The organism is Pseudomonas sp. B6002 (assembly GCF_013385985.1).
Lineage (GTDB): Bacteria > Pseudomonadota > Gammaproteobacteria > Pseudomonadales > Pseudomonadaceae > Aquipseudomonas.
Map to the genome: position 1 here is coordinate 416,511 of NZ_JACAOY010000004.1, position 23,611 is coordinate 440,121.

Consider the following 23,611-nt stretch of genomic DNA (forward strand, 5'->3'; position numbering starts at 1 on the left):
CCTGGAAATAGCCGGGTAGCCCAGCTATTTCACGTTACCTGTTCAGCGCCGTACCGGACGCTTCTGCAGCTTGCGCTGCAAGGTACGGCGATGCATGCCCAGGGCGCGGGCCGTAGCGGAGATGTTGCCTTCGTGCTCGGTCAACACGCGCTGGATGTGTTCCCACTGCAGGCGGTCCACCGACATCGGGTTTTCCGGCACCAGGGTGTCGAGGTCGGCGTGCTCGGAGAGCAACGCGGCCAGCACGTCATCGGCGTCGGCCGGTTTGCACAGGTAGTTGCAGGCGCCGCGCTTGATCGCCTCGACGGCCGTGGCAATGCTGGAATAGCCGGTGAGGATCACCACGCGCATTTCCGGGTCGAGTTCCAGCAGCTTGGGCAGCAGCACCAGGCCGGAATCGCCGTCCATCTTCAGGTCAAGCGCGGCGTAGTCCGGCAGATCGGCCTGGGCAATGGTCAGGCCTTCTTCGGCGGAACCTGCGGTGCTGACGCGAAAACCGCGACGGCTCATGGCGCGCGCCATCACGCGGGTAAAGGTGGCGTCGTCATCTACCAGCAGCAGGTGCGGCAGTTCTTCGCCTTCGACTTGGATCTCGTCACTCATCGATATCTCCTCGTGCGACACGGGGCAGGCGCAGCTCGGTGAGCGTGCCGCCTTCCTCATGACTATAGAGCTTCACTGAGCCGCCCGCGCGGGTCACGCTGGCCTTGCTCAAGAACAGGCCCAGGCCGAAGCCTTTGCCCTTGGTGGTAAAGAAGGGTTTGCCGATCTGCTCGGCAATGGCCAGCGGCACACCCGCGCCGTGGTCACGAATGCTGATGGTGACGTTTTCCGCGTCCCAGTCCAGCTGTACACCTAACCCTTCGGGGCAGGCGTCGGCAGCGTTGTTCAACAGGTTGAGCAATGCCTGGGTCAGGTCGGGCGGCGGCGCCATGCGCGGCACAGTGCCCTGCCCTAATAGATGAAAACGATAACTGGCTTCGGGGCGCATCAGGTGCCAGCGGTTCAGGGCTTCGTCGAGCCACTGGGTTACGTCTTGCATCTCCACCGCCAGGCGACGATTGGCTTCGGCGGCGCGCACCAGTTGCTGCAAGGTCTGCTTGCACTGCTTGACCTGCTCGCGCAACACGCCGAGGTCCTCTTGCAGCACAGGGTCGTGATGGTCCTGGGTCATTTCGTTGAGCAACACGCTCATGGTCGCCAGCGGCGTGCCCAGCTCATGGGCGGCACCGGCAGCCTGGGTAGCGACAGCCAGCAGTTGCTGGTCGCGCAGGCCTTCTTCACGGCGGATGGCGCGCAATTCTTCCTGGCGGCGCAGCTCTTCAGCCATGCGCGCGGCGAAGAAGGTGATGACCGCGGCAGACAGGGCAAAGCTCAGCCACATCCCGTAGATCTGCAGGTTTTCCCGGGCGATCGGGAAGGTTTGCAGTGGATAGAAGCGTGCCAGCAACAGGGTGTACAGGGTCAGGGCGATGCCCGACAGCACCACCGAATAGCGCCATGGCAAGGTCACGGCGGCGATGGTCAGCGGCACCAGGTAATAGGACACGAACGGGTTGGTGGAGCCACCGGAGAAATACAGCAACACACTGTGGATAAACAGGTCGCAGGCCAATTGCAGGGCGTATTCCAACTCGGTGACTGGCCAGGTGGTGCGCAACCGGATCGCGGTGAACACACAGAGCACGATGGAGAAACCCAGGGTCACGCCCAGTTGCAGCCAGGGCAGCGGCAGCAGGTCGAACCAATAGGCGAGCCCGACGGAACCGGCCTGTGCGGCCAGCACCAGGGTGCGGATGAACGTCAGGCGCCAGAGGTTCTGGCGGGTGGCGGAAGTCAGTTTTACGGCGGCGAGCATGAGCTCTCCCGGTGAGCGCTGCAGGCGGATCGGCAGGAGTATAAACGAAGCAGGCGCCCTGCCACGGCCTGTGTGGCTCTTTGACGCAGGCGAGGCAAATGACCGTTCGTCGGCACCGCCACAACTTGTAGGTAATGTGTAAACCCGAAGAACCCGATGCCACCGTCTACAGTCATACCGAACACGCACAACCCCCAAGGAGCTTCCATGTCTCGTTTCACTCGCAGTGCAGCCGTCATCACCCTCGGCGTCGCCACGCTTGCCAGCCTCCCTGCCCTGGCCGCCGAAGGCCTGAACTACAACCAGATTTCCCTGCGCGCCGAGGTCAGCCAGGAGGTTGCCCGCGACAAGATGATCGTGACCCTCTACACCGAATCCCAGAACAGCGACCCGGCCAAGCTCGCCGCTGAAATCACCAGCACCATGAACAAGGCCCTCGGTGAAGCCCGCGAAGTCAAAGGCGTGACCCTGCGCCAGGGCAGTCGCAACAGCTACCCGATCTACGACAACAAGAATCAGAAGATCACCGGCTGGCGCGAGCGTGCCGAACTGCGCCTGGAAAGCGCGGACTTCCCGGCACTGTCCAAGCTCACCGGCGAGCTGCTGAACACCCTAAAAATGGAAAACATGGACTTCGCCATCGCCGACGCCACGCGCAAGGCCAGCGAAGATGCCCTGCTCAAGGACGCCGTCGCCGCCTTCAAGGCCCGCGCGCAACTGGCCACCGACGCGCTCGGCGGCAAGGGCTACAAGATCGTCAACCTGAACTTCAACACCAATGGTTACCCGATGCCCTATGCGCGCAATGGCGGGATGATGATGAAAGCCGCCATGGCCGATTCGGCGCCGACGCCTGAAGTGGAGGCTGGTACCAGCCAGGTCAGCATGAGCGCTGATGGCGTGATTGAAGTCTTGCAATAACCCGCATGTTCGACGGTGAAAAAGGCGCAGCCCGCGTAGGGTAGCGCCTTTTTTTGAGCAGCATTTCGACCTAATCACGTAATACTTGGCAGCATATGGGATGGAATCAACCATCCGGTTTTCGCGACACACACAACGGCGCAGCCACAGGGAGTGCTGCATAGACGTTGTTTATTTCACGAGAACCAGTTTTATGCTTATCCCTCCCCACTACACAGCGGTCATCCCACCGCACGCTCCCGACGGGTTACCCCATCAACCGGCTACGGTAACGGCGCCAACAAACGGGGCCGGCCCCGGTTCATCTCCCCATGAGACAGCCCTGCTCAACGCCTACCTAAAAGCGGTGCAAAACAAAGCACAGAGCAACACGCCCGGACTGATCACCGTTCCTGCACAGAGTGCGCTTGGGCAATGGCTGGATCTGTATCGGGCCCAAGTGGAACATCCGGTGGTTCAAAGCTGGTTGCGCGATCAAAAGATCGGGCCATTCACCACGCTTTCTATCGACCCGTTCAACGGCACGCTGTCGGTCGAGGAAGACGGAAAAACCAGAACCTTTACCCTCTCGGACACGTCGGGCTGGGGTCAGGTGTCAGGCCCACTGCTGGCCGCTGCAAAAGTGATTGCGCCCGAAAACAGAGGCCCTTTGCGCGTGAAGCTCGAAGAGGGTTTAACTCGGGTCAGCGCGAAGGTAGTTGCCAACTTCCAGGGTATACCGCTGCCTAAAAACCAATCCGAGGCCAATGAGCAAATCAGGCATCTGCAGTTGCAGAACGCCTTCGATCCCATTTCACCCAATGACCACGCGCGCCCGGCCGGTAGCCGCTCGACTCACGCACTGGCTGTGCAAAGACAAGAGGCCGCCAAGTTCTACATCGGCGCCCCCCAGACCCTGGAATACAAGCGCCTGGCAGTCAATGTTGCCACCCAACTGCCCAAAACCCGCGAAGAAGCCAAGAAATGGGCGGAAAAGCTAATTTTCCAACTGACTGGCAAGCACGTCGATGCGGACACGATCTATCTGAACCGTTTCAAGACCGCCAACACGCCCCTGAGCGAAAGCACGGCCACGGTGACCGGCTGGGAGCACCCCGGTGAAGAGCCTTACTCTTCGCTGCGCCTGCCCGATGCCCTGCTGAAAAACTTTAACGAGCACGACGGAGTGCCGGGCAACCTCGACCTGGACGCCGGTTTATACCTGGATGGCCCCGGTCAAAGCACGAAAGGGGGGTACGGTGCTCACAACCAGTTCCCTCTGGCGCCATCTGCCCTCATGCACGCGAGCTGGAAAACCGACTTCCAGGCAGAGATGACCCAGAAAATCGATCATTTCTGGAGCACTCAATCCGAGAATTACGAAGTCGCAATCAAGGGCGAATTCGTTTACCAGGCCCGCAAGCAACTCAAGGCCAACGAAGCCAGGTCGCCCGCCGAACGAGCCCTGCAAGCTCCCGAGCATAAATTCACCCGCGAAGACTACCGCCTGGTGATGGGCGCCGCGTCCAATCTGCCACTCGATGAGCATGCGCCGCTCACTATCGAGCAACTCAAGGCCAGCAATCCCGACAAAGGCACCGCCCAGGCACATGCCTTCAACATCCATGGTTTCACCTCCAGCGACATAGTGCGATTCAGCGCTGCTGACGGCCGCCAAGTACTGTCCATGCCCGGCGCCGAGCCCGCTTTTTTGAGGTTTGACTCCCTGGAAAAACTGAATCAATGGGTCGTGGACCAAACCAAAGACCCCAAGAAGCGCGAAGACTTGCTCTCCCACTTCCCGCTGATTTATCGCCAGGACCATGAGGCCAGCTTTGGCGCGCGCGCGGCCAAAGTGCTCATGCCCATCCTGTGGTTTACCCACGTTGGTGAGAAAACCGAGGGCCTGAGTACGCTGTTCGACAAAATGTCTACCGGAAAGCTGAAGGATCCGGCGATCAACGACAGCCACTCGAAAATCGAAGGCGACGTGTTCCACACCGTCACGACCAGCACCAAAGAGCGTATGAAAAGCGACGCCGACACGGTGATCAAGTCCAACAGCGAGGTGATCAGGGACACCTGGCTGAACGACATTACTGTGGCGGCGGGCCTGCTGGCCAAACTTGCGCCCATCGCTGCGCCGGTAGCGGCTGTAGCCGTCGTCACCGGGTTGACCGAGTTTGTACTGGGCGCGGAAAAAGCATCGTCCGGCGACACCGAGGCCGAACGCAAGGACGGAGCATCCAAAGCATTTGATGGTCTGCTGAACACGCTGTTCTCGGTTGGGGCCAGCGCACGCGTGGAGGACCCTTTTGAATTACCGGAGGAGAACCCGGGCGCCCCTGCCCCAGGCGAATCGCCTCAAATAGACACTGCGCAGACAAGAGGCCCCAAGGCGCTTCCCGAGGTAAACCGGTTACAGCCCAGCCAGGCGGGCAACATCAGCGAATACGCGGTGCCCGACGGCGAAAGTCTCATTGAAAACGGCACACGCAATGGCAAAGGCATCTATCAAGTCAAAGATGATGTATCAGGAAAGGACCATTGGTTTATTCGCTATACCGATACCACCGGCGTTCGCCAGGTATTCGAGATCAAAGGCGACTTCAAGCTGAGCAATGATTATGTGCAGATCATCAACCGTGATACGGGTAAGCCGGTGATGACCGTACATGCCACGGCCAATGGCGAGTGGGCGCGCGGTCTCGGACCGGGCGGAAAATGGCCATGGTCGCGCCCCTCGACATCGCCTGGAGAAACTGCCAAACCAGCGCCAAAAATTTCCGACGCATTTGTTGATTTGGAAGGCAAAAAAATCGACGGCGCTGACCAACTCGATGAGTTCCTGTCCGTGGACGACCGCGCCAGCTACGAGTACTCCATACGCAATATCGAAGAGAACGGCGTCATAAAGACCAAGCTCGGTATTTCATGGGACTTGGCAGAGGACAACTTCGAAGTCGGCCTGACAGAAGCTGCCGGCCCCTCGGACTTCAGCTCGAGCCAATACTCGGAACAATTCACCAAGGACCTGTCCCGCTTCAATTATTCCGTTGTTGTGAAGGACGGCGCGAATGAAACGCGCACCGTACTCAAGAGCACCGCCGAAGATGGCCTGAAAAAAACAGAGGAAAGACTTCGCCAGTTTGAAGCACTGGTTCCTGATCCAATGCTGCGGGCACGTATTTCCGAAGTGGCTCACCAAGGCTCTCTGGCGCCGGCCTCGAACTACCTGAACCAGGACTCAAGCGGGTTGAAGGACGGATTCTACCTGGGCGGCAAAGACACAGAGATCACCATCGAATACGACACCCAGACGAAGCGCGCCAAGGTTCATTTTGTGAGCACGAACACTATCAGCCAACCAGACGCTGAGCGTTACAAAATCCCGGGAGTTGAGATCACCACCAAACGGACCTTCACCATCACCGAAAGCAACGAGATCTACGACGTCGACAATACTTACGTAATCGATAAACACGCGCCGTCCAACATTGAACTCACACTCGTGGTGAAATGATCATTTAAACATCCCCCTGAACGGCGGTACCCTCGGTTCCGCCGTTTTCGTTTGGGCGGCTTTTATATGCCTGCCACTTCAGGGGTCTCCATGGAAAGAATCGCCTTCAAACCGCTCCTCCTGGCTGCAGGCCTGCTGGCTTTTATGCCGATGGCTCACGCGGCCACTACCCTGGTTTATTGTTCCGAAGCCAGCCCTGCCGGTTTCGACCCCAGCCAGTACACCAGCGGCACCGATTTTGATGCGTCCGCCGAAACCGTGTTCAACCGCCTGACTCAGTTCAAGCGCGGCGGTACCGAAGTCGAACCTGGCCTGGCGACGAGCTGGGACATTTCCAAAGACGGCCTGACCTACACCTTCCACCTGCGCGATGGCGTCAAGTTCCACACCACCGATTTCTTCACCCCTACCCGCGACTTCAACGCGGATGATGTGTTGTTTACCTTCAACCGCCTGCTGGACGCCGAGAGTCCGTTCCGCAAGGCGTACCCGTCCGAGTCGCCGTACTTCACCGACATGGGCTTGAACACCACGATCAAGAACGTCGAAAAACTCGACGACCACACCGTGCGTTTCAACCTGAACAACGTCGATGCGTCGTTCGTGCAGAACCTGGCCATGAGTTTCGCCTCGGTGCAGTCGGCCGAGTACGCAGCGCAGCTATTAAAGGAAGGCAAGGCCGAAGACATCAACCAGAAACCCGTCGGCACCGGGCCGTTCGTGTTCAAGCGTTACCAGAAAGACTCGCAGATTCGCTACGCGGCCAATAAACAGTATTGGAAGCCCGAGGACGTGAAGCTCGACAACCTGGTGTTCGCCATCACCCCGGACGCCGCCGCACGCCTGCAGAAACTCAAGGCCGGCGAATGCCAGGTCAGTGGCTACCCGCGTCCCTCCGACATTGAAGTGATGAAACAGGACCCGAACCTGCGCGTGCTGCAACAGGCCGGTTTCAACCTGGGCTTCCTCGCCTACAACGTGACCCATCCACCACTGGACCAACTCAAGGTCCGCCAGGCCCTGGACATGGCGATCGACAAGCCGGCGATCATCAAGGCCGTGTACCAGAGTGCCGGACAATTGGCGCAGAACGCCCTGCCTCCGGCGCAGTGGTCTTATGACCTCACCATCAAGGACGCGCCCTACGACCCGACCAAGGCGCGGGCGCTACTAAAAGAAGCAGGGGTTGCACCGGGTACCACCATCAACCTCTGGGCGATGACCGTACAACGCGCCTCCAATCCGAACGCGCGGATGTCGGCACAAATGATCCAGCAGGATTGGGAGAAGGTCGGGATCAAAGCCAACATCGTCAGCTATGAGTGGGGCGAATACATCAAGCGCGCCAAAAATGGCGAGCACGATGCAATGATTTATGGCTGGACCGGTGACAATGGCGACCCCGATAACTGGCTCGGCGTGCTCTACAGTTGTGCCGCGGTCAAGGGCAGCAACTACGCCAAATGGTGTAACCCGGCCTACGACAAACTGGTGCAGCAGGCCAAGGTCAGCAACGACCGCGACCAGCGCATTAAGTGGTATCAACAGGCGCAAAAAATCCTTAAGGAACAAGTACCTATAACGCCTATTGCAAACTCGACGGTTTTCCAGCCACTTCGCAAGGAAGTGCGCGACTTCAAGATCAGCCCGTTTGGCCTGACGCCCTTCTACGGCGTGAGTCTAGATAAGTAACAGCAACGCCCCAACCGAGTGCGCTAGACGCCTCGGTTGGTCTTTTTTGGTGCGCCTCGTGCACCGAAAAAAACCTCTATATATATGCATTTATGTACAAACTTTCATAAATGCGACATTCCTGTACGTTCGTACCACACTTTCATCCCTGCAAGGGTTCAGCATCTTGCATTGGGTATGGCCCCTGCATAAGTATCCGCAGGTCGACTCACGAGGTCGCCCTCACTACCAAAAATGACAACAAATCATGAGGCCAACATGCTTAAACACGCAGTCCTTCCGCTTTTAGTTAGCGCTGGCCTTATGGCCGCAGCTCCTTTTGCCCACGCGGCGACTAACCTGGTGTTCTGCTCCGAAGGGAGCCCGGCCGGTTTTGACCCAGGCCAGTACACCACCGGAACAGACTTCGATGCCTCGGCCGAAACCGTGTTCAACCGCCTGAGCCAGTTCGAACGTGGCGGCACCGCCGTGATTCCTGGCCTGGCCACCAGTTGGGATGTTTCCCCGGATGGCCTGACGTATACCTTCCACCTTCGTGAAGGCGTCAAGTTCCACACCACCCCGTATTTCAAGCCGACTCGTGAATTCAATGCCGATGACGTGCTCTTCACGTTCAACCGCATGATCAACAAGGACGACCCGTTCCGCAAAGCCTACCCCACCGAGTTCCCGTACTTCTCCGACATGGAGATGGACAAGAACATCAAAAACATCGAGAAAGTCGATGACCACACCGTCAAGTTCACCCTTGGCACCGTGGACGCCGCTTTCATCCAGAACCTGGCAATGAGCTTCGCCTCCATCCAGTCGGCCGAATACGCCGCCCAGCTGTTGAAGGAAGGCAAGGCCTCGGACATCAACCAGAAGCCAATCGGCACTGGCCCGTTCGTGTTCAAGAGCTACCAGAAAGACTCCAACATCCGTTTCACCGGCAACAAGGATTACTGGAAGCCTGAAGACGTCAAGGTCGACAACCTGATCTTCTCGATCTCCACGGACGCCTCGGTGCGTATCCAGAAGCTGAAGAAAAACGAGTGCCAGATCACAGCCTATCCTCGTCCGGCGGACATCAAGCCCCTGGAAGCGGACAAGGACATGAAGATGCCGCACCAAGCGGGCTTCAACCTGGGTTACATCGCCTACAACGTGATGCCTGTGCTCAAGGGCCAGACCACGCCAAACCCATTGGCTGACCTGCGTGTTCGCGAAGCCTTGGACATGTCGGTGAACAAGCAGCAGATCATCGACTCCGTGTACCAGGGCGCAGGCCAACTGGCGGTCAACGCCATGCCGCCGACCCAATGGTCCTACGACACCACCATCAAGGATGCCAAGTACGACCCGGCCAAGGCGCGGGAACTGCTCAAGGAAGCGGGCATCAAGGAAGGCACCGAGATCACCCTGTGGGCGATGCCGGTTCAGCGTCCGTACAACCCGAACGCCAAGCTGATGGCTGAGATGCTGCAGAGCGACTGGAAACAGATCGGCCTGAAGGTCAACATCGTGAGCTACGAGTGGGGCGAGTACATCAAGCGTTCCAAAGGTGGCGAGAACCAGGCCATGATCATTGGCTGGAGCGGTGACAATGGTGACCCGGACAACTGGTTGGGCACCCTCTTCGCCTCTTCGGCGTTGAACGGTAACAACTTCTCCAAGTTCACCAACAAGCAATACGACGACCTGATCAGCCAGGCCAAGTCGACCACGGACGTCGCCAAGCGCACTGAACTGTACAAACAGGCGCAGCAACTCCTCAAGAAAGAACTGCCTTACACACCTATCGCGCACTCGACGGTGTATCAACCCATGCGCAACACCGTGCAGGACTTCAAGATCAGCCCGTTTGGCTTGAATTCCTTCTACGGCGTTAGCGTCAGCGGCAAGTAAGGATTAATAGCGGCGACGTTTCATAACGTCGCCGTTATTGCATCCGCCTAGACCGTAGGAAATAGACCACGCTCGCAACCATTGCCGTCCTACAGCAATGAACTGCGATCTGCGGCTCCGTTACCTACAAGGTCAGTCAGATTTGATGCATTTACTGCACGGTCCACGGCCCATAACGTCGCAGGACAGCAGAGGCTTCAGTCTGAGAAAGGCACTTGCTGTGTGTGGGATCAGTGATGTCCCCCAGGCTGTACGCCTGGGTGATTGCTCGCTGATGACAAATACAACTAGGGATCGGGATCGTCATGCGCCATACCACCGTTCTATCTGCACTGTTTGCCACCAGCTTGCTGGCTGTGGCCACCACCGGCTACGCCGCCGAGAAAAAGAGCCTGGTGTTCTGCTCCGAAGGCAGCCCCGCAGGCTTTGATACTGCGCAGTACACCACCGCCACCGACAACGATGCGGCCGAACCGCTGTACAACCGCCTGGTTGAATTTGAAAAGGGCGCAACCAACGTGGTGCCCGCGCTAGCGACCAAGTGGGATATTTCGCCAGACGGCCTGACCTACACCTTTCACCTGCGCGAAGGGGTGAAATTCCACAGCAACAAGGAATTCAAGCCGACGCGCGACTTCAATGCCGACGACGTGCTGTTCACCTTCAACCGCATGCTTGACCCCGAGCATCCGTTTCGCAAGGCCTACCCCACCGAGTTTCCTTACTTCAACGGGATGAGCCTGAACAAGAACATTGCCAAGGTCGAGAAAACCGGCCCGCACACCGTGGTGATGACCCTGAACTCGGTGGACGCCGCGTTCGTGCAAAACATCGCCATGAGCTTCGCCGCGATCCTCTCGGCCGAGTACGCCGAGCAGTTGCTCAAGAGCGGCAAGCCCAGCGACATTAACCAGAAGCCGATCGGCACAGGCCCGTATGTCTTCCAGCGTTACCAGAAAGACTCGCAGATCCGCTACGTCGCCAACAAACAGTACTGGGACCCGAGCAAGGTGCAGCTGGACCAGTTGATTTTCGCGATTAACACCGACGCCTCGGTACGCGTGCAGAAGCTCAAGGCCAATGAGTGCCAGGTGACCCTGCACCCACGCCCGGCCGACGTCGACGCCCTCAAGGCCGACCCGAACCTGCAACTGCTGACCAAGCCCGGCTTCAACCTCGGGTACATCGCCTACAACGTGCGCCACAAGCCGTTCGACCAACTCGAAGTGCGCCAGGCGCTGGACATGGCGGTGAACAAGCAGAGCATCCTGAACGCCGTGTACCAGGGCGCTGGCCAACTGGCGGTCAACGCCATGCCGCCGACGCAGTGGTCCTACGACGACACCATCAAGGACGCCGCCTACAACCCGGAAAAAGCCAAGGAACTGCTCAAGGCCGCCGGCGTGAAGGAAGGCACCGAGATCACTCTGTGGGCGATGCCGGTGCAACGGCCGTACAACCCCAACGCCAAGCTGATGGCTGAAATGCTGCAGAACGATTGGGCCAAGATCGGCCTGAAAGTGAAGATCGTTAGCTACGAATGGGGCGAGTACATCAAGCGCACCAAGAACGGTGAGCACGATATCAGCCTGATCGGCTGGACCGGTGACAACGGTGACCCGGACAACTGGCTGGGCACCCTCTACAGCTGCGACGCCATCGGCGGGAACAACTACTCCATGTGGTGTGACCCGGCGTACGACAAGCTGGTCAAGCAAGCCAAGGTCGTGACCGACCGCGAACAAAGGACTGTTCTGTACAAACAGGCGCAGCAACTGCTCAAGCAGCAGGTGCCCATCACGCCAGTCGCCCACTCGACGGTCAACCAGCCGTTAAGCGCCAAAGTCGAAGGCTTCAAAGTGAGCCCCTTCGGCCGCAACGTGTTCTCGGGCGTCAGTATCAACCCATAAGAAAATAACCGGATTGCGCAGAGCGAAGTCTGCTCTGCTGCAAACGTGCAGCCTTTTGTTGGGAAATTTCCTACGGCAAACGTTTGCAAAGGCTTGAACGAGTTACACACCCAATAGCCGGTTCACCTAAAAAGACTGGCATTAAAAAAGAGAACCAAAGGAGCTTCACCCATGAAACTGAGCAGCACCGCGCTTCTGGCCTTGGCCATCAGCAGCATCACGGCCACCGCCTACGCTGAAACCCAGAGCCAGGACTTCGTTCCAACCACACTGGCCGGCACCAGCGCCCAAAGCGAGGCCAAAGGCTTTATCGACGGTCAAAGCCTGGGCGGTACAACGCGTAACTGGTACTCGACCGAGAAGAAATTCCGTGGTCAGCGCTTCTCGTACGAGAAGCACGGTCAAACGCGCACCGACGCGAACCGTACCAACTGGGTACAAGGCACCATCCTCAACTACTCCTCGGGCTTCACCCAAGGCACCGTGGGCGTAGCCACTGAAGTGGCGGCCTACAACGCCGTGGTCCTGGACCGCAGCAAGCGCGACATCAAGGGCGGTTCCAACCGTACCCTCGCTGACTCCGACGGTGACGCAGTAGGCCAATGGAGCAAACTGGGCCTGGCCAACGTCAAGTTCCGCGTGTCGAACACCACCTTGACCGCCGGTCGCCAGAACTTCAGCAGCGGTATCGTCGACACCATCGGCAACCGTGCATTGCCTTCGAGCTTCGAAGGTGTGAGCTTCAACAGCGAAGAGTTCAGCAACCTGTCTTTCCAGGGCGGCGTCTTTGACCGCGTATCCCCGCGGACTGAGCAGAGCCTTTCGAAGTTCCGCACCGAATACGGCAATGGCAAGCAGGAAACCGACAAGGTCAGCACCCTGGGCGTCAACTACCAGCCACTCAAGAGTCTGAAGACCAGCCTGTTCGCCGCCAACGTGAAAGACTTCTGGAACCAGTACTACTTCGGCGCTACCCACGAACTGGGTGACAGCCAGGTACTGAGCCTGACCACCGGCCTGAACTACTACAAAACCGTCGACGAAGGCAAAAAGTTGATGGGCAAGATCGACAACGACACCTACTCGCTGTCGCTCGGCCTGACCCACCAGGCTCACAGCCTGACCTTCTCGTACCAGGAAGTGAACGGTAACGAGTACTTCGACTACCTGCACGAAACCAACGGTATCTACCTGGCCAACTCCCTGACTTCCGACTTTAACGGTCCGAACGAGAAGTCCTTCCAGGTTGCCTACGGCATCAACATGGCCGAATACGGCGTGCCAGGCCTGAAGTTCAACATCTACTCGGCCCGCGGTTGGGGCATCGACGGTACTCACTACACCGGCGACGGCGGCGTGAAAGGCTTCGCTTACAACGGCATCCAGTCCCAGAACGGTGAACACCACCAGGAATACGGCGTGGGTTCTTCCTACGCAATCCAGAGCGGCCCTCTGAAAGCCACCACCATCCGTGGCACCTACGTGACTCACCGTGCCAGCGAAAACCAGGCTGACGGCAACATCCGTGAGTTCCGTCTGGTCACCACCATTCCGTTCAACATTCTTTAATTAGCGCCAGGTAGACGGCCGGCTCAGGACGAGCCTGCCGTCTACGCTTGTCTGGTTCAATCGATTGCAGAGGGCTCTGAATGAAAATGCTCCCACTCCAAGCCGCCATGGCCGCCGCGCTGCTGAGCGTTGCGATCGGCGTTTCGGCCAAACCACTGGTGGTCTGCACCGAAGCCAGCCCGGAAGGTTTCGACCCGGTCCTGTACACCACGGCCGTCACCGCTGACGCCGCCGCTGAAACCATGTTCAACCGCCTGGTGGACTTCAAGCCCGGCACCACCGAAGTGATCCCCGCACTGGCCAAGGCCCTGCCGGAGATCAGCGCCGATGGCCTGACCTACACCTTTCACCTGCGTGACGACATCAAGTTCCACACCACCGACTACTTCAAACCCACGCGCAACCTGAATGCCGACGACGTGCTCTGGAGCTTCCAGCGCCAGCTGGACCCGAATCACCCGTGGCACAAAAAGTCCAGCGTGGGCTACCCGTACTTTGAAAGCATGGGCTTCAAGGAACTGCTCAAGAGCGTAGAGAAGACCGACGATCACACCGTGGTCTTCACCCTGACCCGTCCTGAAGCACCGTTTTTGGCCGACCTGGCCATGGCGTTTTCCTCGATCCACTCCGCCGAATACGCCGACCAGTTGCTCAAGTCCGGCAAGACCGACGACCTGAATGCCAAGCCGATCGGCACCGGCCCGTTCATCTTCACCCGCTACGCCAAGGACGCCCAGGTACGCTTCAAGGCCAACCCGGATTACTTCCGTGGCAAGCCGCCTGCCGATCCGCTGATCCTGGCGATCACCACCGACAACAACGTTCGCCTGCAGAAGCTCAAGGCCAACGAGTGCCAGATCGCGCTGTACCCCAAGCCCGATGACGTGCCGAGCGTCAAGGCCGACCCGAACCTGAAGGTCGACGAACTGGCGGCGATGACCACCAGCTACACCGCGCTGAACACCACCCATAAGTACATGAGCGACGCACGGGTGCGCCACGCGATCAACATCGCCTTCGACAAGGCCGGCTACACCGAAGCCCTGTACGGCAAAGGCAATGCCGTGGTCGGCACCGGCCCTTACCCGCCGACGCTACTGGGCTTCAACGACAAGCTGAAGAACCCGCCACGTGACCTGGACAAGGCCCGCGCCCTGCTCAAGGAAGCCGGTGTACCGGAAGGCACTGAGTTCACCCTGTTCACCCGCAACGGTGGCGGCCCGACCAACCCCAACCCGATGCTCGGCGCCCAGCGCATGCAGGCGGACCTGGCGCAGATCGGCCTGAAAGTGAATATCAAAGTCATGGAATGGGGCGAAATGCTCAAGCGTGCTAAAAACGGTGAGCACGACATGGTTTCGGCCGGCTGGGCCGGGGATAACGGGGACCCGGATAACTTCCTCACCCCGAACCTGAGTTGCGATGCTGCCAAAAACGGCGAAAACTACGCCCGCTGGTGTAACAAAGAGTTTCAAGACTTGATCGACAAGGCGCGCGCCATCGCTGAACCTGGCCAGCGCGCTGAACTCTATCAACAAGCCCAGGACGTTTTCGAGAAAGACCAACCCTGGATTCCAATGGCGTATCCGAAGATGTTCACCGCCATGCGCAAAAACGTCGAGGGTTATACCCAAAGCCCTCTGACCACAAATAACTTCGCCACCACCCAGGTGAAGTAAATAAGAGACGCTCGGCACCGTCGACACTGGCGGTGCCGGACCTGCCTAACCGGCTGATTGAGGTACACAACAAGATGTTTAGTTTTATTGCCCGCCGATTGGGGTTATTGATCCCCACGTTCTTCGGCATCACGTTGCTCACGTTTGCGTTGATACGCATGATCCCTGGCGACCCCGTTGAAGTCATGATGGGCGAGCGGCGCGTCGACCCCGAGATGCACGCACAGGCAATGGAACGCCTTGGCCTTAACAAGCCGCTGTATGCGCAATACCTGGACTATGTCGGCAAGCTCGCCCAAGGCGACCTTGGCGAGTCCCTGCGCACCCGCACCAGCGTGTGGACCGAGTTCACCGCACTGTTTCCCGCGACCCTGGAACTGTCCATGGCCGCCCTGTTGTTCGCCGGCGTCCTGGGCCTGTTGGCCGGGGTGATCGCGGCACTCAAGCGAGGATCCCTGTTCGACCATGGGGTGATGGGCATCTCCCTGGCGGGATATTCGATGCCGATCTTCTGGTGGGGCCTGATCCTGATCATGTTCTTCTCGGTGAGCCTGGGCTGGACCCCGGTGTCCGGGCGGATCGACCTGCTCTACGACATCGAGCCGCGCACCGGCTTCATGCTGATCGACACCCTGCTGGCTGACGAGCCAGACGCGTTCTTCGACGCCCTGCACCACCTGATCCTGCCGGCCATCGTGCTCGGCACCATCCCGCTGGCCGTGATCGCGCGGATGACCCGTTCGTCGATGCTCGAAGTGCTGCGCGAAGACTACATCCGTACCGCCAAGGCCAAGGGCCTGTCGCCGGCGCGCGTGGTATTCGTGCACGGCCTGCGTAACGCGCTGATCCCGGTGCTGACCGTGGTCGGCCTGCAAGTCGGCACCCTGCTGGCCGGCGCGGTCCTGACCGAAACCATCTTCTCGTGGCCCGGCATCGGCAAATGGCTGATCGAAGCCATTGGCGCGCGGGACTACCCGGTGGTGCAAAACGGCATTTTGCTGATCGCCTGCCTGGTGATCCTGGTGAACTTCGTGGTGGATATCCTCTACGGCTTCGCCAACCCACGCATCCGTCACCAGCGCTGAGATCATGACCATGACCACACCTACCCAAGCGTCGGCAGTCGATCAAAGCCTGCTGTACCCGTCCCCGTACAAAGAATTCTGGCAAGCCTTTTCCAAGAACAAAGGCGCGGTTGCCGGCCTGCTGTTCATGCTGCTGATCGTGTTCTGCGCGATTTTTGCCCCCTGGGTGACCCCGCATAACCCGAGCGAGCAATACCGCGACTTCCTGCTGACCCCACCGGCCTGGCTGGAAGGCGGGCAGATGCAATTTTTGCTGGGCACCGACGAGCTGGGCCGTGACTTGCTCTCGCGCCTGATCCAGGGCTCGCGCCTGTCGTTGCTGATCGGCTTGTCGTCGGTGGTGATGTCGCTGATCCCGGGCATCCTGCTGGGCCTGTTCGCCGGGTTCTTCCCGCGCTTGCTCGGCCCGACCATCATGCGTCTGATGGACATCATGCTGGCCCTGCCCTCGCTGCTGCTGGCCGTTGCCATTGTCGCGATCCTCGGCCCTGGCCTGATCAACACTGTGATTGCGATTGCCATCGTGTCCCTGCCGTCCTACGTCCGTCTGACCCGCGCCGCGGTGATGGGCGAACTGAACCGCGACTACGTGACGGCCGCCCGCCTCGCCGGCGCCGGCCTGCCACGCCTGATGTTCATCACCGTGCTGCCCAACTGCATGGCACCGCTGATCGTGCAGGCCACCTTGAGCTTCTCTTCGGCGATTCTCGATGCCGCCGCACTGGGCTTCCTGGGCCTTGGCGTACAACCGCCAACCCCTGAGTGGGGCACCATGCTGGCTTCGGCCCGTGACTACATCGAACGCGCCTGGTGGGTGGTGAGCCTGCCTGGTTTGACCATTTTGCTCAGCGTGCTGGCAATCAACTTGATGGGTGACGGTCTGCGCGACGCGCTGGACCCGAAACTCAAGAACGCCGCCTGAGGAGATTCCCATGTCACTGTTAGAAATCAAGAATCTCAACGTGCGCTTCGGCGACAAGACCGCCGTGCCGGTGGTCGATGGCCTGGACCTGTCGGTCGACAAAGGCGAAGTATTGGCGATCGTTGGCGAGTCGGGTTCGGGTAAATCCGTGACCATGATGGCGCTGATGGGCCTGATCGAGCACCCCGGCATCGTCACCGCCGACTCGCTGACCTTCGACGGCAAGGACATGCTCAAGCTGAGCAGCCGCCAGCGTCGTCAGATCGTCGGCAAGGACCTGGCCATGGTCTTCCAGGACCCGATGACCGCGCTGAACCCCAGCTACACCGTGGGTTTCCAGATTGAAGAAGTGCTGCGCCTGCACCTGAAAATGTCCGGCAAGCAAGCGCGCAAGCGTGCCATCGAACTGCTGGAGAAAGTGGAGATCCCGGGCGCTGCCAGCCGTATGGACGCCTACCCGCACCAACTGTCCGGCGGTATGAGCCAGCGCGTGGCCATCGCCATGGCAATTGCCGGCGAGCCCAAACTGCTGATCGCGGACGAACCGACCACCGCGTTGGACGTGACGATCCAGGCGCAGATCATGGAACTGCTGCTGGCTTTGCAAAAAGAACAGAACATGGGCCTGGTACTGATCACCCACGACCTCGCGGTGGTGGCTGAAACCGCCCAGCGTGTGTGTGTGATGTACGCCGGCCAAGCCGTGGAAGTCGGCCAGGTGCCGCAGTTGTTCGACATTCCGGCTCACCCGTACAGCGAAGCCCTGCTCAAGGCGATCCCCGAGCACAGCCTGGGCGCCACGCGCCTGGCCACGCTGCCAGGTATCGTTCCGGGTCGTTATGACCGCCCACAGGGTTGCCTGCTGTCGCCGCGCTGCCCGTATGTGCAGGACTCCTGCCGCGCCCAGCGCCCGGGCCTTGATCCAAAAACCAACAGCCTTGCGCGCTGCTTCTACCCCTTGAACCAGGAGGTGGCGTAATGGCCGTCGTTCTTACCGCCCGCGACCTGACCCGTCACTACGAAGTGTCCCGTGGCCTGTTCAAGGGCCATGCCACCGTGCGTGCCCTCAACGGGGTGTCGTTCGAGCTGGAAGCCGGCAAGACCCTCGCCGTGGTGGGCGAGTCGGGTTGCGGCAAGTCCACCCTGGCTCGTGCCCTCACGCTGATTGAAGAACCGTCGTCGGGCTCCTTGAAAATCGCCGGCCAGGAAGTGGCTGGCGCCGACAAGGCCCAGCGCAAGCAATTGCGCAAAGACGTGCAGATGGTGTTCCAGAGCCCGTACGCCTCATTGAACCCACGGCAGAAGGTCGGTGATCAGCTCGGCGAGCCGCTGTTGATCAACACCAACCTGTCCGCCGCTGAACGCCGCGAGAAAGTGCAGGCGATGATGAAGCAAGTGGGCCTGCGCCCCGAGCATTATCAGCGCTACCCGCACATGTTCTCCGGTGGCCAGCGCCAGCGCATCGCCCTGGCCCGCGCCATGATGCTGCAACCGAAAGTGCTGGTGGCGGATGAGCCGACCTCGGCACTCGACGTGTCGATCCAGGCCCAGGTGCTCAACCTGTTCATGGACCTGCAGCAGGAGTTCAACACCGCCTACGTGTTCATCTCCCACAACCTGGCGGTGGTGCAGCACGTTGCCGACGACGTGATGGTGATGTACCTCGGCCGCCCGGTGGAAGTGGGCCCCAAAGAAGACATCTACGCACGCCCGCTGCACCCGTACACCCAGGCGTTGCTGTCGGCCACCCCGACCATCCACCCTGACCCGAACAAGCCGAAGATCAAGATCGTCGGCGAGCTGCCTAACCCGCTGAACCCGCCGCCGGGCTGCGCCTTCCACAAGCGCTGCCCTTACGCGACAGCGCGTTGCAGCAGCGAAGAGCCGCAGTTGCGCGCGCTGGACAACCGCCAAGTGGCTTGCCACTACGCGGAGCAGTTCGTGGCCTGAGCCGCCACAAAAATGCCCCGGGTGTTGAGCCCGGGGCATTGTTTGAGTTCTACCGCCCCTCCCGTCGGATTGCGCATCAGTCCGGCAGGCGGGGCTTTTTCATGGCGCCTTATGTATCGCTGTCACCTTCGGTGTCATCGTCGTCTGGCGGCACTTGCTGGTCGTCATCATCCTTTGATCCGCCCTGGTCTTCGTCACCGGGTTCCGACTCGCTCTTGGCCAGCTGCATGCCACCGGCCTGCGCCGTCTTCGCCGCCACAAAACCCGGCGCCTGGCTCTGCACGGCCGCATTGGCCCATGCAGACGAAACGCCCAGCGATAACATCACCAACACTTTCAGCAACAGCACTACACGTTGAAAGATAGTCATGGTCGATTTCCGTCCAGTCAGTGAATCACGTACGCCGGCATTCCGCCGTCGCTGTGGATTAAGCTAGTTCCGATCCCGGGTTTGCGCCAATCACGCCTCAGGTATCGCCATCATCGTAGGTCTCGCTGTCTTCCCCCTCGTTGTAAGGGTTTTCTGCATCCTCCTTCGGCGCCGGTTGAGCCTGGGGCTGCCAACTGCCGGAATTGACCTCGTTTTGCTTGCGCTTGGTCACCGGGCCGGTGTCCTTCCACTGGGGGGTGCCTGCCCCCGCCAGCGCCCAGGAGGCGGACAACCCCAAGACGCCCAGCAGCACCAGTTGAATGGCGCGTCGAGTTAAACGCATCAGGAACTCCTATTCCGTCGGTGAATCGGTGAAATATGTGAAACGCTAGACCGGATGCGCGCTTAGCGCCAATGCTGCGGATTGGATGAAGATCAAAATTGTGGGAGCTGGCTTGCCTGCGATGCAGGCACCTCGGTGCATCAAGCAGACCCGGTTGATGCCATCGCAGGCAAGCCAGCTCCCACAGGATTGATCGGTGCCTGCCAAAATGAAAAAGGGCGAAGCCATCACAGCTTCGCCCTTTTCTGTACCGCCCGGACCTTAGTGGTGCTCGCGGGTCGCGCGGAATTTCACGTCTGGCCAGCGCTCTTCCATCAGCGCCAGGTTGACCCGGGTCGGGGCCAGGTAGGTCAGGTGACCGCCGCCGTCGAGCGCGAGGTTTTCCACGGCCTTGTTGGAGAACTCTTCCAGCTTCTTCTTATCGCTGCACTCGATCCAGCGCGCGGAGTACACGGTGATCGGCTCGTAGGAGCATTCGACCTTGTATTCCTCTTTCAGGCGGCTGGCGACCACATCGAACTGCAGCACACCGACGGCGCCGAGGATGATGTCGTTGCTGCGCTCCGGGAAGAACACCTGGGTAGCGCCCTCTTCCGCCAGCTGCTGCAAGCCTTGGCGCAGTTGCTTGGATTTGAGCGGGTCACGCAGGCGTACGCGGCGGAACAGTTCCGGGGCGAAGTGCGGGATACCGGTAAAGCCCAGCGCTTCGCCTTCGGTGAAGGTGTCGCCGATCTGGATGGTGCCGTGGTTGTGCAGGCCGATGATGTCGCCGGCGTAGGCCTCTTCGAGCTGTTCACGCTCGGAAGAGAAGAACGTCAGGGCGTCGCCGATGCGCACGTCCTTGCCGGTGCGCACGTGGCGCATCTTCATGCCTTTTTCGTATTTGCCGGAGCAGATACGCATGAAGGCGATACGGTCGCGGTGCTTGGGGTCCATGTTCGCCTGGATCTTGAACACGAAACCCGAGAACTTCTCTTCCACCGGTTCCACGGTGCGTTCGTTGGCGACACGGGCCAATGGGCGCGGCGCCCAATCCACCACGGCGTCGAGCACGTGGTCGACACCGAAGTTGCCCAGGGCGGTCCCGAAGAACACCGGGGTCAATTGGCCGTCGAGGAATTCCTGCTGGTTGAACTCATGGCAGGCGCCCTGCACCAGCTCCAGCTGGTCGACAAAACGGTCGTACTCGTCACCCAGGTGGGCGCGGGCTTCGTCGGAGTCGAGTTTCTCGATGATCTTGGTTTCGGTGCGCTCGTGACCGTGGCCGGCGGTGTAGACAATGATGTAGTCGTCGGCCAGGTGGTAAACGCCCTTGAAGTCGCGGTAGCAACCAATCGGCCAGGTGATCGGCGCGGCCTTGATCTTCAGGACGGCTTCGATTTCATCGAGCAGCTCGATCGGGTCGCGGATGTCGCGGTCGAGTTTGTTGATGAAACTGACGATCGGCGTGTCACGCAGACGGCATACGTCCATCAGCGCGATGGTACGCGGCTCGACGCCTTTACCGCCGTCGAGGACCATCAATGCCGAGTCCACTGCCGTCAGGGTGCGGTAGGTGTCTTCGGAGAAGTCTTCGTGGCCCGGGGTGTCGAGCAGGTTGACCATGTGGTCGCGATACGGGAACTGCATGACCGACGTGGTAATGGAAATACCCCGTTGTTTTTCCATTTCCATCCAGTCGGAGGTGGCATGGCGGTCGGACTTGCGGGATTTCACCGTGCCGGCCACCGCGATTGCCTTGCCCATCAGCAGGAGCTTCTCGGTGATGGTGGTTTTACCGGCATCGGGGTGGGAAATAATGGCGAAAGTGCGGCGTTTCGCGACTTCGGCGGCCTGGTGGGTCATGGGAAATCGCCTGGCAGGTGAGTCAAAAAAGGGCGGCGAGTATAGCGCAAATCAACGCTCCCGGACCACCGTTCGCCCATCAACCACAACCCCCCGTAGGAGCCGGCTTGCCGGCGATGGCGGCCTTGAGCCCAGTGTTGATTTCAAGGGCCTCATCGCCGGCAAGCCGGCTCCTACACGGGGAGAAAAACGGCAGCAAGGGTGGCTAAATGCTGCCAAGTATGGAACCTTTTAAAAGGTCGAGACGTCCACTCCCCTGCTACCGCACTCGGAACAGGGGCTGATAAATCAGCAAGTTAGCCTGACGAGGCTGCGCTCATGGCTCGGATTGATACCGCGTTGCCGGTATGGACGAGCTGCTTTTCGCGAACCTATTCGCCGACAGCCAGGAATGGCATTGCCGCCGGAGAATGTGTTCGCCGACAAAAGAAAAAAGGAGTCCGCCTGTGGCTATTCGCTATGGCAAAGGGCTGATAGGAGGCGTGGTTGTCGTCGCGCTCCTGGCCCTGCTGGTCCACTGGATCGGCATCAACACGATCGAACTGTACCGCGACGATTTGTTGTTTTACCTGCAAGCTCACCTGATCCTCGTTCTTGTCTCCATGCTGGCCGCCCTCGTTGTGGGCATCCCCGCCGGTATCCTGCTCAGCCGACCGAACATGGTCGGGCGCGCAGAACGCTTCATGCAGATCTTCAACATCGGCAACACCGTCCCTCCCCTGGCCGTACTGGCCATCGCCCTCGGCGTCCTCGGCATCGGCAGTGGCCCGGCCATCTTCGCGCTGTTCCTCGCCTCCCTCCTGCCCATCGTGCGCAACACCTACGAAGGCCTGAAAAACGTCCAGGGCTCCCTGAAAGAAGCCGCCACCGGCATCGGCATGACGCCGCGCCAAGTGCTGTTTCGCGTGGAACTGCCCAACGCCGTGCCGATCATCATCGGCGGCGTGCGCGTGGCCCTGGCGATCAATGTGGGGACCGCCCCGCTGGCGTTCCTGATTGGCGCCAACAGCCTGGGCAGCCTGATCTTCCCTGGCATCGCCCTGAACAATCAGCCGCAATTGCTGCTCGGCGCCGCGTGCACCGCGTTGCTGGCCTTGCTGCTCGACGGTCTGGTGACCCTGGCCAGCCGCCTCTGGCTGGAACGCGGGCTGCGGGCGTCTTAAGGAACCGACATGAAAAAACTGACCTTGATACTGAGCTGCGTCCTGCTGTTGGCAGGTATTGCGCAAGCCGCCGAAAAACCGGTGATCCGCATCGGCGCTCGGGTGTTCACCGAACAGACCCTGCTGGCCGAAATCACTTCCCAATACCTGCGCACCAAAGGCTACGACACCCGCGTGACCGGTGGCCTGGGCAGCAACCTGGCGCGCAGTGCCCAGGAAAGCGGGCAGCTGGATTTGATCTGGGAATACACCGGCGTATCGCTGGTGGCCTACAACCATGTCGACGAGAAACTCGACAGCGAACAGTCCTACGCCCGGGTGAAAGAACTCGACGCGAAAAAAGGCCTGGTCTGGCTCTCGCCGTCGCGCTTCAGCAACACCTACGCCCTGGCGCTGCCGGAAAAGGTTGCCGAGGAACATCCTGAAATCAGCAGCATCAGCGACCTGACCAAGGCCATGGCGCAGAACACCAAAGAAAACCGCCTGGTGGCGCTGGACACCGAGTTTGCCAACCGCTCCGACGGCCTGGCGGGCATGGTCAAGCTGTACGACATGAACCTGACCCGCAAGAACACCCGGCAGATGGACGCTGGCCTGGTCTACACCGCGCTGCGTAATGGCCAAGTGTTTGCCGGGCTGGTTTACACCACCGACGGTCGCCTGAATGCCTTCAAGCTGAAGCTGCTGGAAGACGACAAGCACTACTTCCCGGACTACACCGCCGCGCCCGTGGTGCGTCAGGTGTATCTGGACGCTCACCCGGAACTGGCTGCCGACCTCAAGCCGCTGGCCGCGCTGTTCGACGATGAAACCATGCGCCAGCTGAACGCGCGGGTCGACGTCGACCACGAAAGCCCCTCTGCTGTGGCCGCCGATTTCCTGCGCCAGCATCCGATCAACTAACGAGGAGAAGAC

General features: G+C 59.9%; 18 protein-coding genes. 13 read left to right on the forward strand and 5 right to left on the reverse strand.

Annotated elements, in window-relative coordinates; genetic code table 11:
* Positions 1-42: 42 nt before the first annotated feature.
* Both HX792_RS05450 and HX792_RS05455 read right to left on the reverse strand, forming a co-directional pair.
* Positions 43-603, reverse strand: a complete 561-nt coding sequence (locus tag HX792_RS05450; protein WP_003171731.1) for a response regulator transcription factor — start codon at positions 601-603, stop codon at positions 43-45.
* The gene (locus HX792_RS05455; protein ID WP_176995111.1) at positions 596-1,858 is read right to left on the reverse strand and encodes an ATP-binding protein; all 1,263 of its coding nucleotides are present in this window, start codon (positions 1,856-1,858) and stop codon (positions 596-598) included. Before HX792_RS05455 ends, HX792_RS05450 begins: the two co-directional genes overlap by 8 nt.
* A gap of 207 nt (positions 1,859-2,065) precedes the next feature.
* On the opposite strand from HX792_RS05455, the gene HX792_RS05460 reads away from it, so the two are divergent.
* From HX792_RS05460 to HX792_RS05510, 11 genes are all read left to right on the forward strand, one after another.
* Positions 2,066-2,779 (forward strand): SIMPL domain-containing protein, encoded by a 714-nt coding sequence (locus tag HX792_RS05460; protein ID WP_176995112.1) that lies wholly within the window; start codon positions 2,066-2,068, stop codon positions 2,777-2,779.
* Between the two features lie 193 nt (positions 2,780-2,972).
* Positions 2,973-6,281: a dermonecrotic toxin domain-containing protein gene (locus tag HX792_RS05465; RefSeq protein ID WP_176995113.1), complete on the forward strand. Its 3,309-nt coding sequence runs from the start codon at positions 2,973-2,975 to the stop codon at positions 6,279-6,281.
* Positions 6,282-6,371: 90 nt separating this feature from the next.
* Positions 6,372-7,973: an ABC transporter substrate-binding protein gene (locus HX792_RS05470; protein WP_176995114.1), complete on the forward strand. Its 1,602-nt coding sequence runs from the start codon at positions 6,372-6,374 to the stop codon at positions 7,971-7,973.
* A gap of 258 nt (positions 7,974-8,231) precedes the next feature.
* Positions 8,232-9,860, forward strand: coding sequence for an ABC transporter substrate-binding protein (locus tag HX792_RS05475; RefSeq protein ID WP_176995115.1), 1,629 nt, complete (start codon positions 8,232-8,234; stop codon positions 9,858-9,860).
* A gap of 305 nt (positions 9,861-10,165) precedes the next feature.
* Positions 10,166-11,770 (forward strand): ABC transporter substrate-binding protein, encoded by a 1,605-nt coding sequence (locus tag HX792_RS05480; RefSeq protein WP_176995116.1) that lies wholly within the window; start codon positions 10,166-10,168, stop codon positions 11,768-11,770.
* 171 nt (positions 11,771-11,941) lie between these two features.
* Positions 11,942-13,339, forward strand: a complete 1,398-nt coding sequence (locus tag HX792_RS05485; protein WP_176995117.1) for an OprD family porin — start codon at positions 11,942-11,944, stop codon at positions 13,337-13,339.
* A gap of 80 nt (positions 13,340-13,419) precedes the next feature.
* Positions 13,420-15,018 (forward strand): ABC transporter substrate-binding protein, encoded by a 1,599-nt coding sequence (locus HX792_RS05490; RefSeq protein WP_176995118.1) that lies wholly within the window; start codon positions 13,420-13,422, stop codon positions 15,016-15,018.
* Between the two features lie 74 nt (positions 15,019-15,092).
* Positions 15,093-16,103, forward strand: a complete 1,011-nt coding sequence (locus tag HX792_RS05495) for an ABC transporter permease subunit (protein WP_176995119.1) — start codon at positions 15,093-15,095, stop codon at positions 16,101-16,103.
* Between the two features lie 10 nt (positions 16,104-16,113).
* Positions 16,114-17,025 (forward strand): ABC transporter permease subunit, encoded by a 912-nt coding sequence (locus HX792_RS05500; protein WP_176995120.1) that lies wholly within the window; start codon positions 16,114-16,116, stop codon positions 17,023-17,025.
* 10 nt (positions 17,026-17,035) lie between these two features.
* Positions 17,036-18,004: an ABC transporter ATP-binding protein gene (locus HX792_RS05505; RefSeq protein WP_176995121.1), complete on the forward strand. Its 969-nt coding sequence runs from the start codon at positions 17,036-17,038 to the stop codon at positions 18,002-18,004.
* Positions 18,004-18,975: a peptide ABC transporter ATP-binding protein gene (locus tag HX792_RS05510; RefSeq protein WP_016971590.1), complete on the forward strand. Its 972-nt coding sequence runs from the start codon at positions 18,004-18,006 to the stop codon at positions 18,973-18,975. Before HX792_RS05505 ends, HX792_RS05510 begins: the two co-directional genes overlap by 1 nt.
* Before the next feature lie 109 nt (positions 18,976-19,084).
* On the opposite strand, the gene HX792_RS05515 is transcribed toward HX792_RS05510, so the two are convergent.
* From HX792_RS05515 to HX792_RS05525, 3 genes are all read right to left on the reverse strand, one after another.
* Positions 19,085-19,345: a hypothetical protein gene (locus HX792_RS05515; RefSeq protein ID WP_176995122.1), complete on the reverse strand. Its 261-nt coding sequence runs from the start codon at positions 19,343-19,345 to the stop codon at positions 19,085-19,087.
* Positions 19,346-19,442: 97 nt separating this feature from the next.
* Positions 19,443-19,688, reverse strand: a complete 246-nt coding sequence (locus tag HX792_RS05520; protein ID WP_176995123.1) for a hypothetical protein — start codon at positions 19,686-19,688, stop codon at positions 19,443-19,445.
* Between the two features lie 261 nt (positions 19,689-19,949).
* On the reverse strand, positions 19,950-21,533 hold the full coding sequence (locus HX792_RS05525; RefSeq protein WP_025856262.1) for a peptide chain release factor 3: 1,584 nt from the start codon (positions 21,531-21,533) through the stop codon (positions 19,950-19,952).
* Between the two features lie 410 nt (positions 21,534-21,943).
* Between HX792_RS05525 and HX792_RS05530 the strand changes: the two genes are divergently transcribed.
* Both HX792_RS05530 and HX792_RS05535 read left to right on the forward strand, forming a co-directional pair.
* A complete protein-coding gene (locus HX792_RS05530; RefSeq protein ID WP_256349799.1) occupies positions 21,944-22,696 on the forward strand; it encodes an ABC transporter permease in 753 nt (250 codons plus the stop codon).
* 9 nt (positions 22,697-22,705) lie between these two features.
* Positions 22,706-23,599 carry a glycine betaine ABC transporter substrate-binding protein gene (locus HX792_RS05535; RefSeq protein ID WP_176995124.1) on the forward strand — a complete coding sequence of 298 codons (894 nt, stop codon included), beginning with the start codon at positions 22,706-22,708 and terminating at the stop codon, positions 23,597-23,599.
* The last annotated feature ends 12 nt before the right edge of the window (positions 23,600-23,611 follow it).

Excerpts from the sequence above, each read along its gene's own strand:
- HX792_RS05450 (WP_003171731.1), bottom strand. The coding sequence starts at position 603 with ATGAGTGACGAGATCCAAGTCGAAGGCGAAGAACTGCCGCACCTGCTG.
- HX792_RS05455 (WP_176995111.1), bottom strand. The coding sequence starts at position 1,858 with ATGCTCGCCGCCGTAAAACTGACTTCCGCCACCCGCCAGAACCTCTGG.
- HX792_RS05460 (WP_176995112.1), top strand. The coding sequence starts at position 2,066 with ATGTCTCGTTTCACTCGCAGTGCAGCCGTCATCACCCTCGGCGTCGCC.
- HX792_RS05465 (WP_176995113.1), top strand. The coding sequence starts at position 2,973 with ATGCTTATCCCTCCCCACTACACAGCGGTCATCCCACCGCACGCTCCC.
- HX792_RS05470 (WP_176995114.1), top strand. The coding sequence starts at position 6,372 with ATGGAAAGAATCGCCTTCAAACCGCTCCTCCTGGCTGCAGGCCTGCTG.
- HX792_RS05475 (WP_176995115.1), top strand. The coding sequence starts at position 8,232 with ATGCTTAAACACGCAGTCCTTCCGCTTTTAGTTAGCGCTGGCCTTATG.
- HX792_RS05480 (WP_176995116.1), top strand. The coding sequence starts at position 10,166 with ATGCGCCATACCACCGTTCTATCTGCACTGTTTGCCACCAGCTTGCTG.
- HX792_RS05485 (WP_176995117.1), top strand. The coding sequence starts at position 11,942 with ATGAAACTGAGCAGCACCGCGCTTCTGGCCTTGGCCATCAGCAGCATC.
- HX792_RS05490 (WP_176995118.1), top strand. The coding sequence starts at position 13,420 with ATGAAAATGCTCCCACTCCAAGCCGCCATGGCCGCCGCGCTGCTGAGC.
- HX792_RS05495 (WP_176995119.1), top strand. The coding sequence starts at position 15,093 with ATGTTTAGTTTTATTGCCCGCCGATTGGGGTTATTGATCCCCACGTTC.
- HX792_RS05500 (WP_176995120.1), top strand. The coding sequence starts at position 16,114 with ATGACCACACCTACCCAAGCGTCGGCAGTCGATCAAAGCCTGCTGTAC.
- HX792_RS05505 (WP_176995121.1), top strand. The coding sequence starts at position 17,036 with ATGTCACTGTTAGAAATCAAGAATCTCAACGTGCGCTTCGGCGACAAG.
- HX792_RS05510 (WP_016971590.1), top strand. The coding sequence starts at position 18,004 with ATGGCCGTCGTTCTTACCGCCCGCGACCTGACCCGTCACTACGAAGTG.
- HX792_RS05515 (WP_176995122.1), bottom strand. The coding sequence starts at position 19,345 with ATGACTATCTTTCAACGTGTAGTGCTGTTGCTGAAAGTGTTGGTGATG.
- HX792_RS05520 (WP_176995123.1), bottom strand. The coding sequence starts at position 19,688 with ATGCGTTTAACTCGACGCGCCATTCAACTGGTGCTGCTGGGCGTCTTG.
- HX792_RS05525 (WP_025856262.1), bottom strand. The coding sequence starts at position 21,533 with ATGACCCACCAGGCCGCCGAAGTCGCGAAACGCCGCACTTTCGCCATT.
- HX792_RS05530 (WP_256349799.1), top strand. The coding sequence starts at position 21,944 with ATGTGTTCGCCGACAAAAGAAAAAAGGAGTCCGCCTGTGGCTATTCGC.
- HX792_RS05535 (WP_176995124.1), top strand. The coding sequence starts at position 22,706 with ATGAAAAAACTGACCTTGATACTGAGCTGCGTCCTGCTGTTGGCAGGT.